Annotated in this window: 14 protein-coding genes; 11 read left to right on the top strand and 3 right to left on the bottom strand. The window is 32.6% G+C overall.

Annotated features, from left to right (window positions below; translation table 11 throughout):
- Positions 1-67 precede the first annotated feature (67 nt).
- The 11 genes from Q0516_RS02135 (at position 68) to Q0516_RS02085 (ending at position 12,989) form a co-directional block, all read left to right on the top strand.
- Entirely contained in the window at positions 68-1,207 is a 1,140-nt protein-coding gene (locus tag Q0516_RS02135) for a hypothetical protein (RefSeq protein WP_294468410.1), read from the top strand.
- A gap of 16 nt (positions 1,208-1,223) precedes the next feature.
- The gene (locus tag Q0516_RS02130) at positions 1,224-2,378 is read left to right on the top strand and encodes a hypothetical protein (RefSeq protein WP_294468408.1); all 1,155 of its coding nucleotides are present in this window, start codon (positions 1,224-1,226) and stop codon (positions 2,376-2,378) included.
- Positions 2,379-2,511: 133 nt separating this feature from the next.
- Positions 2,512-4,410 carry a hypothetical protein gene (locus tag Q0516_RS02125; protein ID WP_294468407.1) on the top strand — a complete coding sequence of 633 codons (1,899 nt, stop codon included), beginning with the start codon at positions 2,512-2,514 and terminating at the stop codon, positions 4,408-4,410.
- A gap of 3 nt (positions 4,411-4,413) precedes the next feature.
- Positions 4,414-4,962 carry a hypothetical protein gene (locus Q0516_RS02120; protein ID WP_294468405.1) on the top strand — a complete coding sequence of 183 codons (549 nt, stop codon included), beginning with the start codon at positions 4,414-4,416 and terminating at the stop codon, positions 4,960-4,962.
- Between the two features lies 1 nt (position 4,963).
- On the top strand, positions 4,964-7,102 hold the full coding sequence (locus Q0516_RS02115; RefSeq protein WP_294468403.1) for a hypothetical protein: 2,139 nt from the start codon (positions 4,964-4,966) through the stop codon (positions 7,100-7,102).
- On the top strand, positions 7,102-9,162 hold the full coding sequence (locus tag Q0516_RS02110; RefSeq protein ID WP_294468401.1) for a DUF859 family phage minor structural protein: 2,061 nt from the start codon (positions 7,102-7,104) through the stop codon (positions 9,160-9,162). Before Q0516_RS02115 ends, Q0516_RS02110 begins: the two co-directional genes overlap by 1 nt.
- Positions 9,163-9,525 carry a DUF2977 domain-containing protein gene (locus tag Q0516_RS02105; protein ID WP_294468399.1) on the top strand — a complete coding sequence of 121 codons (363 nt, stop codon included), beginning with the start codon at positions 9,163-9,165 and terminating at the stop codon, positions 9,523-9,525.
- Between the two features lie 217 nt (positions 9,526-9,742).
- Positions 9,743-10,093, top strand: coding sequence for a hypothetical protein (locus Q0516_RS02100; RefSeq protein WP_294468397.1), 351 nt, complete (start codon positions 9,743-9,745; stop codon positions 10,091-10,093).
- Positions 10,080-10,433, top strand: coding sequence for a phage holin (locus Q0516_RS02095; protein WP_294468395.1), 354 nt, complete (start codon positions 10,080-10,082; stop codon positions 10,431-10,433). The genes Q0516_RS02100 and Q0516_RS02095 overlap by 14 nt, the downstream gene beginning before the upstream one ends.
- A 12-nt stretch (positions 10,434-10,445) precedes the next feature.
- Positions 10,446-11,174: a peptidoglycan-binding protein gene (locus Q0516_RS02090; RefSeq protein ID WP_294468393.1), complete on the top strand. Its 729-nt coding sequence runs from the start codon at positions 10,446-10,448 to the stop codon at positions 11,172-11,174.
- Between the two features lie 162 nt (positions 11,175-11,336).
- On the top strand, positions 11,337-12,989 hold the full coding sequence (locus Q0516_RS02085) for a tail fiber domain-containing protein (protein ID WP_294468390.1): 1,653 nt from the start codon (positions 11,337-11,339) through the stop codon (positions 12,987-12,989).
- Between the two features lie 37 nt (positions 12,990-13,026).
- Here Q0516_RS02085 and Q0516_RS02080 read toward each other — a convergent pair whose 3' ends face one another.
- From Q0516_RS02080 to Q0516_RS02070, 3 genes are read right to left on the bottom strand one after another with little or no spacing between them, the layout of a single operon-like run.
- Positions 13,027-14,073, bottom strand: coding sequence for a lysylphosphatidylglycerol synthase transmembrane domain-containing protein (locus Q0516_RS02080; protein ID WP_294468387.1), 1,047 nt, complete (start codon positions 14,071-14,073; stop codon positions 13,027-13,029).
- Entirely contained in the window at positions 14,063-14,764 is a 702-nt protein-coding gene (locus tag Q0516_RS02075; protein WP_294468384.1) for a polysaccharide deacetylase family protein, read from the bottom strand. The genes Q0516_RS02080 and Q0516_RS02075 overlap by 11 nt, the downstream gene beginning before the upstream one ends.
- Positions 14,765-14,773: 9 nt before the next feature.
- On the bottom strand, positions 14,774-15,832 hold the full coding sequence (locus Q0516_RS02070; RefSeq protein ID WP_294468382.1) for a glycosyltransferase: 1,059 nt from the start codon (positions 15,830-15,832) through the stop codon (positions 14,774-14,776).
- Positions 15,833-16,508: the final 676 nt, after the last annotated feature.

Below are 16,508 nucleotides of genomic sequence, written 5' to 3'. Positions count from 1 at the left end.
AGACAGAAAGGAACTATTAAGCAATTATTCTTATGAGGAATTGGGGCTTGAGTAAGGAGATAATATTATGGATAAGAAAACAGAGAAGAAAATAAATCAAAAGATACGACAGCTAGAAATGAGAGTTGGCGAGGTTATTAAATTAAGAAAAGAATTAAAGGCAGAATCTGCAGAAAAAAAACTATTAAAATTAAATAAAAAAATAAATAAATCAATAAGAATGATTCAATATTATTATAATGAAGTAAAAGAACTAGGTGGAAATACCGAAGATATTATAAATGGACTTAATGTAGAGCAAAGAGAAATTATTAAAGAAATCTTTCCAGCCGGAACCGATGAAAATGCGGTTGAAGCAAAAAAGATTATTGATGATATTAAAGAAAAAATAGAGCTTGTAAAAAAAAGAAAACAGACAATTACGTATAATTCAAATGAAGATATAGAGATAAAAAGGAAAAATAAATTATTTATGGATTATGCAGATGTCGGAAGATATGTAGTAAATACAGGGGATGAGCGGGTTTCTGATTATTACAATGAATATTGGCAATATGACAGAGATTATGAAATGACAAAGGATAAGTACTTTTCAACTGATGAGCAAGATATTATTAAAGAAGGGATAAAATGTTTCAGAGAGTATCAAGTTTATTATAGAGAGAAACATAAATTTTTAATTAATCTTGGAGAAAAAATAGTAGATAGTTCAAGTGAAAAATTATATGAAACTAAATTGAAACAAGCGAAATTATGGGCTGATAACTTATATCAAGATGTATTTCCGGAGGTAGTAAAATTATCAAATCCGAATGTAAGTTTTACTGATGAAGAATTAATAAAAGAAGCGATAGAAATGTCTAAAAGATATATAAATTATTTGGGGAGTGAAAATAAACAGCAGGAGCTTAGAAAAATAAAAAATGAATGTATGGATGAAGCAAATAAAGTTATCGCAGAGTTAAAAAATCAAGGAAATGATGTGAAAGCTGAAGTAAATAATGTATTAGCAAAATTTATAACAAACAGAATAGGTAATGCAATAATGGATATTGAAAAGGATAAAGAAATTATTGCTTTTGATATAATGAGGGAAAAGGTAGGTTTTGAAAAGGCATATTTTATAAATGCATTTGATAATGATAAGATTATAGATAAGAGGAGAGAGTATTTAACTTCTTATTCTCTGGAAGAATTGGGACTTTAAATGGAGGTATGTAAAAGTGGATAATGTAAAAAAAATAAAGAAATTACAAGATAGTATTTTATTATGGTTTAAAAATATGGATAAAGAGAATATAAAGTTATTATCTGAAGCTAATCCTAAAAAGGTTGAAAAGATAAAGAAAAGTATTGATGCTTATTATAGATATATTGATAGCGATATAAGAGATTTTATAAATAGGGGAGGGGAGATGGGAAATATATTATCAAATCTAAATAATGAACAAAAGACAGTTTTATATAAAATCTTTCCAGCCGGAACCGATGAAAATGCGATTGAAGCAAATAAATTTATTAATTATATAAAAAAATATTATATAAAAGATATAAAAAACTTAAAAGAAACAATGACATATAATCCAAACGAGGATATAAAGATAAAAAGAAAAAATAAATTGTTTTCTTCATATTATAAACTGGGAGATTATATAAGAATTTCAGAAGATAAAATATCAAAGAAATTTTACAATGAATATTGGCAGTATACGAGGGATTTTGAAAATACAAAGGATAAATATTTCACTAAAGAAGAGCAGGAAATAGTAATAGAAGCTGTTGAATGTTCAAAAGAATATGAAATTTACTATAATGAAAAACATAAATTTGCAATAGGGGTACTGGATAAAATCGGAGAAGCTGGAGAAAAACTTGTTTCTGCGGGTGAGGCAGTCGGTAAATGGGGAGATATAACGCAGGCGAGAGTATGGTCGGATAACTTATACAAAGATGTATTTCCACAGGTCGTGAAAGAAATAAACCCTAATTTAACTAAAGACGAAGTAATCAAAGAGTCAAAGGAAATGACAAAGAGATATATAGGATTTATATCATCAAAAGAAGAAATAGAAAAAGCAATGGAAGAAAAAGCATACTATGAGAAAAAGACGGAAGAGCTTATAAGAGATCTTAAAGTAGATGTAGACAAGGTAAAAAGCGAAGTCGGCGGTCTTTTGGGAGGAGTGTCTTCAATGGCAGTGAACAGTACTGTAAAGGATTTGGAGAAAAATCCTTATATAGTAATGTATGATATGTTAAGAAATAATATTGGAAAAGAGAAAGCTGCCTTTATATTATTATATGATAAAGATGAATTGAAGGAAGACAGAAAGGAACTATTAAGCAATTATTCTTATGAGGAATTGGGGCTTGAGTAAAAATTAATAAAGTTTAAAAGCACTAAACAAAAGTTTAGTGCTTTTTTTATGTTCAAAATTTAGAAAGGGGGAATGTGTATGAGGGTATTTAAATAAAAAAATTGTCATTAAAATAAATGAAAGGAGAAAAAATATGGCAAAAAGTGAACAAATTAATGTAGACAGTATTGGCGGTAATATTAAAGATTTTGTTGAAAATATTATATTACTACAAAAAAATATGACTGTACTTGCTTCTTCGACAAAAGGGTGTACCAAAAGTCTAGAGTCTTTTGTTCTTGGAATAGGAAGTGTAATAACACTGCTTCCTGATATGAAAAATTCTTTATCCGAAGTGAAGAAAAGTGCAGGAAAATTATCTGAAAGCTTGAATAATAGTGAAGCGATAAAGAAGTTTTCATCTGCTGTAGAAAATGGAGCAAAATTGTCTGGAAATTCAATGAAGGATTTTAAAGGCACAATGAAAAAGGCTGGAGAGTCATTATCCGATTTTGCAAAATCAGGAAAGGATAAGATAGGTGAATTTAAAAATTCTATAAAAGAATGGAGTAAGGACGCTAAAGGTAAATTTTCTGATTTCAAAGAAACAATTTCAGGTATCAGTTTCGACAGCATAAAACAAGGATTAAAAGGGCTTCCCGATAAGGCTTCCGAGGGAATGAGTTCTATGGGGGAAACTATTTCTAAGAATGCAGGGAGTATCGGTACTGCCGCAGGTAGTTTATTATCTGGAGGAATGATTGCAGCAATAGCATTAATAGTCGCTTCGGTTGTTGCTTTGGTTGCAGTATTTAAAAGTCTGATGGATTCTAATGAAGAATTTAGGACTAAAGTAACCGACGCTTGGAATGGAGTTAAAGAAGCCTTAGCACCAATCAAAGAGGCATTTATAAACTTTAAAGAAGCTATATTCGGTGAAGACGGCGGAGATATGACTCCGTTTGTTGAAACAATAATGAATGGTGTGACAGGTATTATAGAATCTATAACTACAGGTGCATCTTTAATATCAGAAATCGTAGTTGGGCTTTTTGAAGTTTTGACTGAACTTTGGGAAGCATTCGGACCTACAATCATGGAATATGTTTCTGGTTTATTTGAATTTATATCGGGGCTTATAAGTGGAGCTGTAGATATTGTCAGAGGAATTTTCGATATTATTGTAGGATTATTTACAGGGAACGGAGAGACCATATCTGCAGGTTTAAGTAAATTATGGGAAGGCATATGCGGGATATTCTCCGCAGGACTTGAATTTGTCGGAACACTTTTTTCAACTATATGGGAAGTTATATGCGGTATATTTGCAGGAGTCGGAGAATTTTTCGGAAATGTATTCAGAGCAGGATGGAATGCAATCAAAAAAGCATTTTCTAGTATAGGGAAATTCTTCAGTAATATTTGGAAAAATATCACTAAGGTATTCGGTAAAGTCGGTTCGTGGTTCGGAGATAAATTTAAAGCCGCGTGGAACGGAGTTAAGAAAGCATTTTCGGGATGTGTTAAGTTCTTCAGTAATATTTGGAGTAAAATCAAAGGGCTGTTCAGCAAAGTCGGAACGGCAATCGGGAATGGTATTTCCGGAGCTTTTAAGGCAGTCGTGAATGGAGTTATAAGTTTTGCCAGTACCATAATCAACGGTTTTATCGGGGCTATCAACGGTGCTATCAGACTTATAAATAAGATACCCGGAGTTGAAATTCCGGTAATAGCGAGAGTTTCACTTCCCAGACTTGCATCAGGCGGTGTTGTCGACGCAGGGCAGATGTTCATAGCCCGTGAAGCTGGTCCTGAACTTGTAGGTACAATGGGAAGCAGGACTGCGGTTATGAACAACAATCAAATCGTTGAAAGTGTTTCCAGAGGTGTTTACGACGCTGTTGCTTCCGCACTTGGAGCTAACAGCATAGGCGGAGACTGGACGATACAAATCGTGGATAGGAACGGAAGTGTCAGAGCGGAAGATATTATCACAGCGATCGAAAGAAGAAACAGAAGAGACGGCAAGACCGTTATTGCATTGGGGGTGTAGATAGTGGAAAAATTAACGATGAAATACGATGAATTGATAAGTAAAAGCTTGACAGAGCTTTGTAATCCTCTGCCTTATATGATAACTAAGGTATATGACCAAATAGATAAAGATGAAGCAGGGAATGACGTAAGCGTTAAATACGCAGAATATATTGACCTTGGAGTATGTCCGGCAAGCTACAGCTGTGCGCTCAAAGAGCTTCTTTCTTCCGACAGCGGAAGGACGGAGGATACTACATACAACAAGATGAGGCTTGGAGAATATATCGAAATATCTGTTTCTTACAGGTCTATGAACAGCGATAATTTAGCTGTCCTCTTAAATAATTTCTCCGATGAATATGTAACGGTTTGTTATTTTGACCCTAAAAAGAATTCCTATAGGATAGATGAGTTTTATCTCGGGGAAACAAGTGTGCCTTTATATAACGGTAAGCTTGGATTTTGGGATAGTTTTTCTCTTACTTTATCGCAGAGGAAGGCTGATACATATGAAGTATTAAAAGAAGCTTCGCAAAGCGGAGAAACTTTGGATACAGAGGAGGTATAAAATGAATTTACAAATACCTAAAAAAACTTATGATGCAATCATAAGAGGCGTTAGGCAGGATATTCAAATAGATGTATCATTCTCGGCAAAGGAAAGCGTCAGTGAGGATATTGAAAATATTAGTATAGGAGATATTTCAAATAAAAATGAAAATGATCCTATAGTATCTTCTGTTGCTGTAGACGAGTCGGGAAGTGACAAAAAGACTTTAAATCCTACGGATAAAGAAGGAGCAAGTATTGTTCTTACCGGAAAAGATATTATAGCCGGTTCATTTTCAATAGACCGTTACTGTACCGGTTCGGATAATATAGAAATCGGCAGTACTATAAGTGCCGAAATGAAAATGACTCTGGACAATCATTTAGGACAGTTTGACGATATGGATTTCGGCGGGGCTCATATGCAGGTTTATCTAAAAATAAGGAATGAAGACGGTACAATAGAAAGTATACCTATGGGTTATTTCATTGTGGACTCTCAGACCAGGACAAGAACTACGATTTCCATTGAAGCATTGGATTTACTTGCTGCTTTTGATAAAGATTTTGATTTCAGCGGATATGACCCCGGAATGAGGATAAAAGATATTTTAGATAAAATAGTAGAGGAAGGACCGTCTATACCAAATCACTATGTATACGACGGTGCCGAGCTTTTAAATATGGATTATGTTCCACCTTATTATCCCGAAGGAGAAAATCTTACATGCAGGCAAATCCTACAGTGGATATGTGAACTGGCGGGAGTTTGTGCTTATATGGACGGACTTGGAAAACTTAAATTTTCAATGTTTGAGCCTTATTATATCCCCTCTACAGAGGATATATTTAAACTAACTCCTAAAATGAGATATTCATCGGAATACGCAAGCACTATTTTAAAGCTTAACAATATAAAAATAAAAAGTAAAGACGGTAATGTAAGTAAAGATTTTACATTAAGAGAAGAAGTTGAAAGTGGTGCGGATAAAAGTGTGATAGATGAAGAAGGCACCGAAGATGATAGGGTCGAAATTACGGAGGAGGAAGAAACAAAAGTAAAAACTCCTTTATGCTTTACTATCGAGAATAATGAATTTATTGCCGCTCCGGAAATAGTGAAAGAGACTGTTGATGATAATCAAGGAAACGGTGATACCGATATACCTTCAAAGCCTGATATTACAGACCCCGAGCTCCCTTTTGAGGAAGAAAGTGAGGCTTCTTCAAGTGATGAAAGTGAAGGTGACAATCAAGAAAGCAGTCAGAAAGAATATGATTATACTTATATAAATTATATAATTGAAAATTTAAAGGAAATGAAAAGTATAAGCTATCTGCCTTTTAGTGCAACTACGATTTCACTTCCTTTTTTATGGCCTTTAACAAAGATTATTTTTGTTGATAATGAGGGCAACGGATATGAAAGTATAATAACTCATCATACTTTTAATTTGAACGGTTCTTCTTCAATTCAGGCAAAGGGGGCAAGTGAACAAAAGGCAGGGTACGCATCTTCGAATCCACTTACAAAAAATCAGGCTGCGATAATCGAAAATACTAAGAAAGAATTGGAAATTAAACTTTCTGAAAGAGAAAAAGAAATATTAGCTTTAAATAATATTCCGAGTGCTATGTTCGGATTATATGCAACTCCTACACAAAAAGAAAATGGAAGCTATGTTTATTATTATCATGACAAAGAAACTCTTGAAGAAAGCAAGATAGTTTATGAATTATCCGCGAGCGGATTTAGGTGGACAAACAATTATTCTTCAGAGCTTCCCAACTGGAAAAACGGTCTTTCCGATAACGGTTCTTTTATAGCTAATCATCTAAGTACAAATGGAATTGATGCTAGTTGGATCAACGTAAGCGGAGATGATACAAATACATCTATTATAGATGATGACGGCAGCATGAATGCCAGCGGATATTCTCTTTACGATAACAAGGATAATTCCAATAAAGGCAGTATTTATATGGCAAACGGAAATATAGCTTTTAAGATTAATGGAAGTAATCCAACAAATATTAATAGCAGCGGGCTTAATACCGGAAGTGCTACGGTAAGAGAATCTTTAAAGATAGGTAAGTTTTTCTTTAATAGTGATAATGAAGGAAATTTATCAATAGTATATGAAGGAGGTAATGATTAATGGCAACTGTAAAAGGTAATTATTCCGGTTCAAGTACCTATGATATTTATGTGAGTTGCGTTGTAAATTCACAGAGTATCGAAAACAATACTTCGAATGTAACTTTTATTTTCGGAATGAATAAAATGGGAGCAAATAGTGCGAGTTATAATTTAAATAATCAGACATTTACATATAAGATAAATGGAACGACTTATACAAAGTCGGTTAAGTTTGATTTCAGAAGTGCAAAGGTAGGTTCATATAATAAATTATTTTCAGTAACTAAAAATATAGCACACAGCAGCGACGGGACAAAGACTGTTTCAGTAAGTGCTTCTCATCCTACGGGGATTAAACTTGGAACAGGGAAAGTTTCGGCTTCGTTTAAATTAAGCACAATTCCAAGAAAGTCTTCTTTTTCAGTTAATAAATCGGCGTATAACTTAGGAGAAAAAATAACTTTTACAATTAATAGAAAAAGTTCTTCATTCACTCATAAACTGACTTATACTTATGGCACGGGGAGCGGTACTATTTCTACAAAAGCCACTACATCTGCTGTTTTTGAATTAGCAAACAATCTTGCTAATTTACTTCCGAATGCTTCTTCGGGTACAATGAAAATAACTTGTGCAACTTATAAAGGAAGTACGCATATTGGTTCGAACTCATTAAGTGTAAAGGTAAATATTCCGAACAATAGTACATTTATTCCATCAACTCCCAATATGGTCATAACTCCGGGTAAGCTGTGTGATGGGTGTTATGTTCAAAATATTAGTACTGTAAGTGCAAAGATAAGTTCTACTGCTAAGTATAAGGCTTCAATAGATAATTATACTTTATATGTCGGAAATAAAAGTTATTCTGATAAGTCCGCAGAGAAAAAAGATAAGGTTATTAATTCATCCGGAACGGTATATGTATATGCTACTGTTAGTGATACAAGAAAGTTCAGTTCCGTTTGTCCAAAAAAATCTTTAACTGTATATCCTTATTTTAACCCTACAGTCAAAAGTCTTAAATTATCAAGGATTAAAAATAGCAGCAGTGAATGTTTAAATTTAAGTTTTACTACTACTTTTTCATCAATAAATAATAAAAATACTTTAGGATTTAAGTTATATTATGAAGATGGAAATAATCAGGGAACACCTGTATATTTTTTTGAAGGAAAACTTAATATATCTGATACTGCTTCAGAAGACAGTATAGTAAATGGTATATACAATAAAACAATTATTAATACCTCTGAAAGCGTTAGTGAAAATGTTAGTATTAATATACCAAATAAAGAAGGTGTAACTTTTGACAGAGATAAGACTTATATAATAAGTGCGGAGTTTTATGATTTTAACACTTCTTATAAGATAAAGCAAACATTTATACTAAAAACAGAATTCGTAACAGTTGATTTAAAGTCCGGCGGAAAAAGTGTAGCAATCGGTAAGTCAGCAGAAACTGAAGATACTTTTGATATTGGGCTTAATAATACTTATTTGTCGAATGATATATATCTTGGAGGAGATAAGAGAAGTACCAGTGTTAAGTCTATACATTTTAATAATGCAGGTTCATCTAATATCAAGCATGATATTTTATTATATGGCGGTAACGGAGACAGCAACACAGCATTTGGGATTAAAGATAATTTAGATAATTCACTGCCTTTAGTATATGATGACAAGAGTAAAAAATTTACTTTTAATAAACCTATTTACTATGGTGCAAAGTCTCTTACCGATAGTATGACGACGTTATTTACAGGTAGTCTGGCAAAAGGACAAAAGACAGGTGCAATTGATGGAGTTACAAGATATAGAATATTTTATTTGTCAATAAAGGACTATGCAACGGCTATTCTTGCCGCCAGGAATGGAACTTCTCTTAGAGGTATAGGCGGTTATGCAACAAATGCGCCTAAAACTACGTTTTATGCTTTTGGTGGTACTTTAACGGAAGTTAACGGTAAATATACTATAAGTAATGATTATTGCAGAGCAGTTGCTCATACGACAGGTACTTCACATTCATTTGGAGAAAATTTAGTGATTGCAGGAATATATGGGGTGATATAAATGAATATAAAATTAAATGAAAATGATTTTGTAGTAGGTTATTCGACTATGGGAGGAATAGACGGAGGAATAGATTATATAGGAAATGTTCCCGATGATTTTGAGGATCAATATTATGCTTATTATCTTAAAAATGATATTTTGATTAAAGATGATAGCAAAATAATTCAAAGACAACATAGAAAAGATTTGATTATGGAACTTGAAGAACTATATCTGTGGTTTGAAGAGTATGATAATCAAATCAAACAATTTAACAGGTGTTCAAGAATGGGGATTTCTTATGATAGAGATATTACCAAACTTGATAGCGAAGCAAAGTCAAAACAGTTAAGAATCAGAGAAATTAGAAATATTTTATAAAATTTAAATAACAAATATAAGCACCTTAAAAATATTTATATTTTTAAGGTGCTTTTTTATTCTAATTACAAATAAATAAAGAGTTTAAATTCATATATTAAGATATTTTAAAACTCAATATAGACCTTAATTATTTTATAAAAAGGGATTAATAAATAACTTTCATATAAATGTATATTGAACATTATAAGATACGGGAAGGAGGTAGATATAAATAATGACGCCGAAAAGTACGATAGATCTATCGTTATTGTTGTCAATTTTAACAATAGCATTTGTATCGCTTACATACTTTAAAAATAGTAGAAAAGATACTTCAAATGATGTTAAGGAACAGATGAAGATGAGTGTGAAGCTGGACACAATTTGTAATACCACAAACGAGACAAGAAGCGATATTAAAAGTATAAACAAACAGCTTACGGATTTGATGGAAACTCAGATACTTCAAGGACAGGAACTTAAGACCATGTGGAGAAAAGTTGACGAGCACAGTGAGAAGTTAAGCGAACATGAAGAAAAAATAATAAATTTGGAAAAGGAAAATATAAAGAATGAAGAAAATTGATTTGAACGGTGTAACGGCTGATACTATTGCAAGAATGATATTTTTGCTTGTAAGCATGATAAACGGAGCGGCAGCCATATTTGGTTTTACTAAGTTAGATATAGATGAAAATACTATATATACTGTTGTAACGGGAGTGTCTGTTATAGTATCTGCGGTAATAGGATTTTGGAAGAACAACTCTTTTACTTCCGCAGCGATTGAAGGTGACAATTTAAAAAACGCACTTAAAAACAAAGATATAACGATAGAAGATTTGAAAGCAGTGGAAGAAGAAGAGGAAGTTGATATCGATGACTTTTTAAGTGAAGAAGAAATTGAAGAAATGGATATGGAATAAGGGGGTACTTTTATGGCAAATACATCGAGTAAAGTGCTAAAAATAGCCCTTGCAGAAGTTGGATACATAGAGAAAAAATCCAACAAAAGTTTGGACAGCAAAACAGCCAATAAAGGAAGTGCCAACTATACGAAGTATAACAGAGATATGAAAAAGGTCAGAGGTGCGGGTACTGTTAATGACTACTGGTGTGCTAATTTTGTGAGCTGGTGCTTTTATAAGGCATATGGAAAATCGACAGGTAAAAGTTTAATGCTTGGTTATTCAAATTATGTACCGACCATATACAGTAATTTCAGCAAAGCTAAACGAATAAGCAAAAGCCCTAAAAAGGGGGATATAGTTATATTTGGAACTAATTCCCATGTTGGGCTTATTTACGATGTAAAAGGAAATTATGTTTATACCGTTGAGGGGAATACAAGCTCTAAGGATTTCGATTCCAACGGAGGTGCGGTTTGTAAGAAAAAATATTATAAGACTAATTCTTGGATAAAGTGTTACTGCAGACCTAAGTATATTGTTCCCGTGAGTGAGTATCCGCTAATCAGAAAAGGGAACAAAGGTTCTTATGTCAAAAAGGCTCAAACTCAGTTAAATAAAAAAGGCGAATATAAATTAAAAGTTGACGGGATATTCGGAAGTGCTACTTTAAGTGCGGTCAAGAAATTCCAGAAGAAAAATAAGCTTGTAGTTGACGGGATTGTTGGTAAGAAGACGTGGGGGAAGCTTTGTAAATAATAATTGAGTTAAAATAGAAGAGGAGCATATGCTCCTTTTTTTATTAATTTAATAAAAATATATATTAAATAAGTGTTGAATTTTGTATTTTGTACCGGTGTATTATTTTTATATAAGATCAAAAAGACATGTCAAAAGATCTGATTTTAGGAGGATAATAAAATGGAAAAAAATAATAATGATGTAATGCCTGCAACAGAAATATTTATGTTAAAGTCTTTATATGATATGAATGATAATAATATCGTTGATAATGCAGAAAAAGTAAATGGTCATACAGTTGAAACAAATGTACCTGAAGATGCCGTGTTTACCGATACAAAATATGATATGGCGACTGAAAGTGCTTCGGGATTAATGAGCAGTACCGATAAAGCAAAATTAAATGGTATAAGTGAAGGAGCAACTAAAGTAACTGTAATCGATAATATAACAAGTACAAGTTTTGAAGATGCACTTTCTGCAAAACAAGGTAAGTTATTAAACGATAGAGTAGCGGACCTTGAGACTTTACCTAAAGGTGATATGTTCAAGTCTGTATATGATGCAAACAATAACGGTATTGTCGATTTAGCGGAAAATGCACAAAAAGTAAATGGATTTACTGTAGAAAAAGCGGTACCCGGAAATGCGGAATTTACTGATACTACATATTCAAATGCTACTTCTATGGCTTCGGGGCTTATGAGCAAAGAAGATAAAGTTAAATTGGACGGAATAAGCCAAAATGCAAATAGTATTACTATTGCTGACAATTTAATAAGTTTAAGTTCTGATGAAGCCTTATCTGCAAAGCAAGGTAAAATATTAAATGACAGACTTGTTAGTGTAGAGTCAGCGTCTTATGGAGATATGTTTAAATCTGTATATGATACGAATGATGACGGAAAAATCGATAAGGCTGATTATGCAGATAATGCAGGAACGGTTAATGGTTTAATGGTTGAAAAGGCAGTGCCTTTAGATGCCGTATTTACAGATACTAAATATTCAGCTGCAACTACAAGTTCAAATGGGCTGTTATCTAGTGCTGATAAACAAAAATTGGATAGATTGAATTTGGATACCTCTAAAAACTTAACTGTAGCCAATGCTACTGCTTCATATTTTAAAACCAATACAAAACCAGGTGGTTTGATAAGTTCTGATGGATTAAAATTATTAACAAGGACATCTACAGGGAATATTGCACTTGGTCAGGATGGGATCAGTGGAGGAACTCATGCTATAAGCTTGTATGCCGGCGGAAAAATCAATCTTTGTATCAATAATACAGCTTCAGCTTCAAATGCCAGCAATATTGAATATGTTTATGCCGACAGCAAATATATTTTTCGTAACAGAGCCAATGGAACATGTTATTTAGGTTCAGGATCTTATAGATGGAATACTATATATTCAAAGACAGGTTCTGTTTCTACATCAGATAAAAGAAAGAAATATGATATAAATTCAATAACTAAGGACAAAAAGATAGAAAAATTCTTTGAAGGATTAAGACCAGTTTCTTATAAATCTGTTGAGGGGGACGGTAACAGAGTTCACTATGGGTTTATTGCTCAGGAAATTGAAGAAAATATCGAAAATGCGGGACTTAAATATAGTGAATTTGCTCCTATAGTAAAAACTCCTGTAGATAAGGACGGAGAAGAACTTGATTATTATAATGAGTCTGACAGAGAAAAAATCGTTGATTATGAATATGGACTCAGATATGAAGAATTTATATCTATAAATACAATGATGATACAAAAACTTATGAATGAAGTGACAGAACTAAAAAAAGAATTAAAAGAGCTTAAAAATAATAAATAATAAAAAAGAGAGTAGCACTGCTACTCTCTTTTTATTTTTACACCTTCACCGTATTACTATTTTTTCTTATATAATCAAGAGTATATAAAGTGACTGCAGTTCCTGATATAAGAACGAAAAGATAGAAGTTTATTCCTCTCGTAAGGAGCATTCCCGAACTTACCAGCCCTATAGGATAGAAGAACTTGAACAGTGTCAGAAATCCCCCTTCGCTCGCGCCTATCCCTCCGGGCAGAGGAAGTGCCGCAACGGAAGAATAAAGTACCGACTGGATAGTTATTATTTCTATTATATTATAAGTATCCAGTCCGAATGATTTATATACAAAGAACGACACCGCATGCATGAAGTTGAGCTGAAAAAATGTAATGAGTATTGTCTTTAAAAGCGAAAGCTTTTCTTTTTTTATTAAATCAGCAGCCTGCTTGTATTCCGCTATCTCTTTATCAGCTTTTTCTTTGAAGCTTTCTACTTTTTTATATTTTAGCTTTGTAAGTATCAATGTTACCAGATTTACGGCTTTTGGCATCAGTTTCTTGGAGAATATGGCGAAGAATATAAAAAAGAAAACCAGTGCGTTAAGTGATATCCCTATAAATAGAAGATATTTTATATTCCCAACTTTTGTTGTAAAAAAACTGAAATTTATAATAAATGATGTTACGGCTATCAGTACTGCGTTGAACTGATAACTTGCAAGTTCTATAAATAAAGCGATGGCACCGTGGGATAAGTCAATTTTATCCTTATTCATATAATATAGCTGCATAGGCTGTCCTCCCGAAGAGGAAGGTGTTATGGCGCTGAAAAAAAATCCAACGAGTGCATATTTTATACCTCTGAAAAATCCTAAATTATAACCGAGCAGATTTACGTTTCTGATTATATTGATACCTTCCAAGCTTAAAAATACACACATACACATTACAGCGAGGAGTATATAATTCATATTTACATTTTTTATGGTGTCCAATATAGCAGTTATGTTACCGTCCTTAAATAGTATATAAAAAGTAAGGACTATTAAAGTCACAAACAATATAAAGGATTTAAACATAGTTTTAAATCTTGAATTATCGTTCATATTTCTCTCCTAATGTCTTAAAAGTATATCCTTGATTTAACCAGTTCGGTATCATCTCTTTTAAAGCGTCTATTGTTTTCAGAGGGGCTTTATTTTCTCCTCTGCCGTCGTGAAGACATATTATATCATTACTGCTTACTCTGTTTATAAGCTTATCTTTTATTATTTGCGGGGTCGTTTCCTTTTCCCAGTCTTCTGCCATAACGTCCCAAAGGATAGGTATCATGTTATTTTTTTTCATTCCCGCAATCATACTTAAGTTAAACTGTCCCCATGGCGGACGAAACAGATGTGTATTAATACCAAGTTCTTTTAATGTATCGAGCCCTTTATTTAGATTATTTTTAGTCATTCCGGGAGTTTGAAGCATTGCGCTTTTATGCTCATACCAGTGAAGTCCTATACTGTGTCCTTCATTTTTCATTCTTTCTATTATTGTGGGATTATCCAATGCAAATGTCCCGACGATGAAAAAACTTGCCTTTACATTATATTCTTTGAGTAAGTCCAATAGCTTTACTGTGTATTCTTTGTCGGGTCCGTCATCGAATGTCAAATATATACTTTTATCGAAGAATTCCTCATTCTTTTTCTTTTGTTTATATGATATTTTATAAATATAGGTAGGGAAGAGTGCATAGCATAGGTATATAAAAATAATGATCCCGATAAACATAATCATTAACTTCATTGTAATCACCTATGCAGATAAAATACTTAGAAGATAATCGCTTTTGATTTCTTTTCTAATTCTATCCATATTTTCCTTCATTTTGTTTAGTTCCTGTTCGTCTTCTATAAGGTTTATTACTTCATCGGCTAAATCGGATTTTTTATCCCATTTGATTTTTCCGATGTTATTCTTTTCTATATATTCTGCGTTCCCGACTTCCTGCATAAGAAAAGGTTCTATTATATAAAGAGGACATGAAGTGTGGATAGCTTCAAATGTAGTTATCCCGCCTGATTTTGTTATTATCAAATCTGCTTTCATCATATATTCATGAACTTTATTTGTATATCCTACCGCATTTACCGATGGAAATTTTGTTTTTATCTTCTGATACAATTCTCTGTTTTTCCCGCATATCAAAGTTAAATTGATTTTTTCGTTTTTATTTAATTTATATAGTATATTTTCTATTCCGGGTATCAGTCCGAGACCTCCGCCCATTATTAGTATTTCTTTTTTTTGTTTTTCTTTTATATGTTTGATATTTTTGAATGCTTGTCTGACGGGTATACCGCAGATTTGTATTTTATCTTCCTCTACACCCTTTTTAATAAGTTCGTCTTTTGTTTCTTTGCTTCCGACAAAATACATATCGGTTTCTTTTCCAAGCCATTCGTTATGAGCTGTAATATCCGTAATATATGTATACAAAGGAATGTTTGATTTCTTTGTTTCTTTATACATAGATATATACTTACTTGCTATAGGGATGGTGGAGATAATAAAATCAGTTTCGTACCTGTCTAAAAGGTCATCAACTTTTTTAACCAAGACTTTTTTGAGCGGAACGGAACTGTTATGGTTACCTGCCGTTTTATTTAAAAGATTATATAGTGATGCAAATTTGCTGGTAAGATTATTGAATCCGGAATAAATAGTTTTTGAAAGTGACGGAAACAAAAAGTCCATTACATCTACGATATAGACTTTGTCATTATTATTATAAGAAATTATTTCTTCTTTTATTGCTTCAGCTGCACTGATATGCCCCATGCCGAAGCGTGCGGTCAATATTAATACGTTCATTTCTTTCCCTCTTTTCTTCATTTAGAAAAATGCTTTTAAAATATGTTTTCTTAAATATATCATATAAATTTCACAAAAGGGGGGATTTAATAAACATATTACGTAGATTTAATGTAATCTTAATAATTTAAGAAATCCTTAAGGGAAAAGCGTTTTTATTTAGAAAAATAAAGTCTAGGGGCGCTCTTCCTAAAACTCTGCTCAAACTTGGGTCTCCATAATTCGCAAATCTTGCTAAAGCAAATTCGCTGCACGGCAAACTAAGAAATCATGTTATTTTGTGTACTTTGTACACTTAGATTTTAATTATTAAAAATCTAAAAATCTTCTTAAGAAGATTTAAAATAGTCAATTTAAGAATAAAATGCTCCTCATAAGCTGCGGTTGCTTTTAATGCGACCGGATAAATTAAAGTAACTTGCAAATCTTGCTGACGCAAATCCACTGCGCAGAATAACTTCGAAATCGTGTTGATTAATGTGACAAGGCACATTGGGATTTTGTTAAAATCCAGCCCATTTTAAATGCGTAAGCAGTCAAAATTTCTTCCCGAGATTTTTAAATTGGGAGCTGCTCCGCCCCTTTTTAACAGGGAGAATTTTATAAATAGATATCAATATAATTAAGAAATGCTAAAGCCTTTGGTATAAGGGATATTAAACATTCTCCTATATAT

This window comes from uncultured Anaerofustis sp. (assembly GCF_938029165.1).
In the GTDB taxonomy this organism is placed as follows: Bacteria; Bacillota; Clostridia; order Eubacteriales; family Anaerofustaceae; genus Anaerofustis.
Note: the sequence above shows the minus strand (reverse complement) of the source record. Positions and strands in the feature narration are given on the sequence as shown.

Excerpts from the sequence above, each read along its gene's own strand:
- Q0516_RS02070 (WP_294468382.1), bottom strand. The coding sequence starts at position 15,832 with ATGAACGTATTAATATTGACCGCACGCTTCGGCATGGGGCATATCAGT.
- Q0516_RS02135 (WP_294468410.1), top strand. The coding sequence starts at position 68 with ATGGATAAGAAAACAGAGAAGAAAATAAATCAAAAGATACGACAGCTA.
- Q0516_RS02080 (WP_294468387.1), bottom strand. The coding sequence starts at position 14,073 with ATGAACGATAATTCAAGATTTAAAACTATGTTTAAATCCTTTATATTG.
- Q0516_RS02125 (WP_294468407.1), top strand. The coding sequence starts at position 2,512 with ATGGCAAAAAGTGAACAAATTAATGTAGACAGTATTGGCGGTAATATT.
- Q0516_RS02075 (WP_294468384.1), bottom strand. The coding sequence starts at position 14,764 with ATGAAGTTAATGATTATGTTTATCGGGATCATTATTTTTATATACCTA.
- Q0516_RS02110 (WP_294468401.1), top strand. The coding sequence starts at position 7,102 with ATGGCAACTGTAAAAGGTAATTATTCCGGTTCAAGTACCTATGATATT.
- Q0516_RS02095 (WP_294468395.1), top strand. The coding sequence starts at position 10,080 with ATGAAGAAAATTGATTTGAACGGTGTAACGGCTGATACTATTGCAAGA.
- Q0516_RS02090 (WP_294468393.1), top strand. The coding sequence starts at position 10,446 with ATGGCAAATACATCGAGTAAAGTGCTAAAAATAGCCCTTGCAGAAGTT.
- Q0516_RS02115 (WP_294468403.1), top strand. The coding sequence starts at position 4,964 with ATGAATTTACAAATACCTAAAAAAACTTATGATGCAATCATAAGAGGC.
- Q0516_RS02085 (WP_294468390.1), top strand. The coding sequence starts at position 11,337 with ATGGAAAAAAATAATAATGATGTAATGCCTGCAACAGAAATATTTATG.
- Q0516_RS02100 (WP_294468397.1), top strand. The coding sequence starts at position 9,743 with ATGACGCCGAAAAGTACGATAGATCTATCGTTATTGTTGTCAATTTTA.
- Q0516_RS02105 (WP_294468399.1), top strand. The coding sequence starts at position 9,163 with ATGAATATAAAATTAAATGAAAATGATTTTGTAGTAGGTTATTCGACT.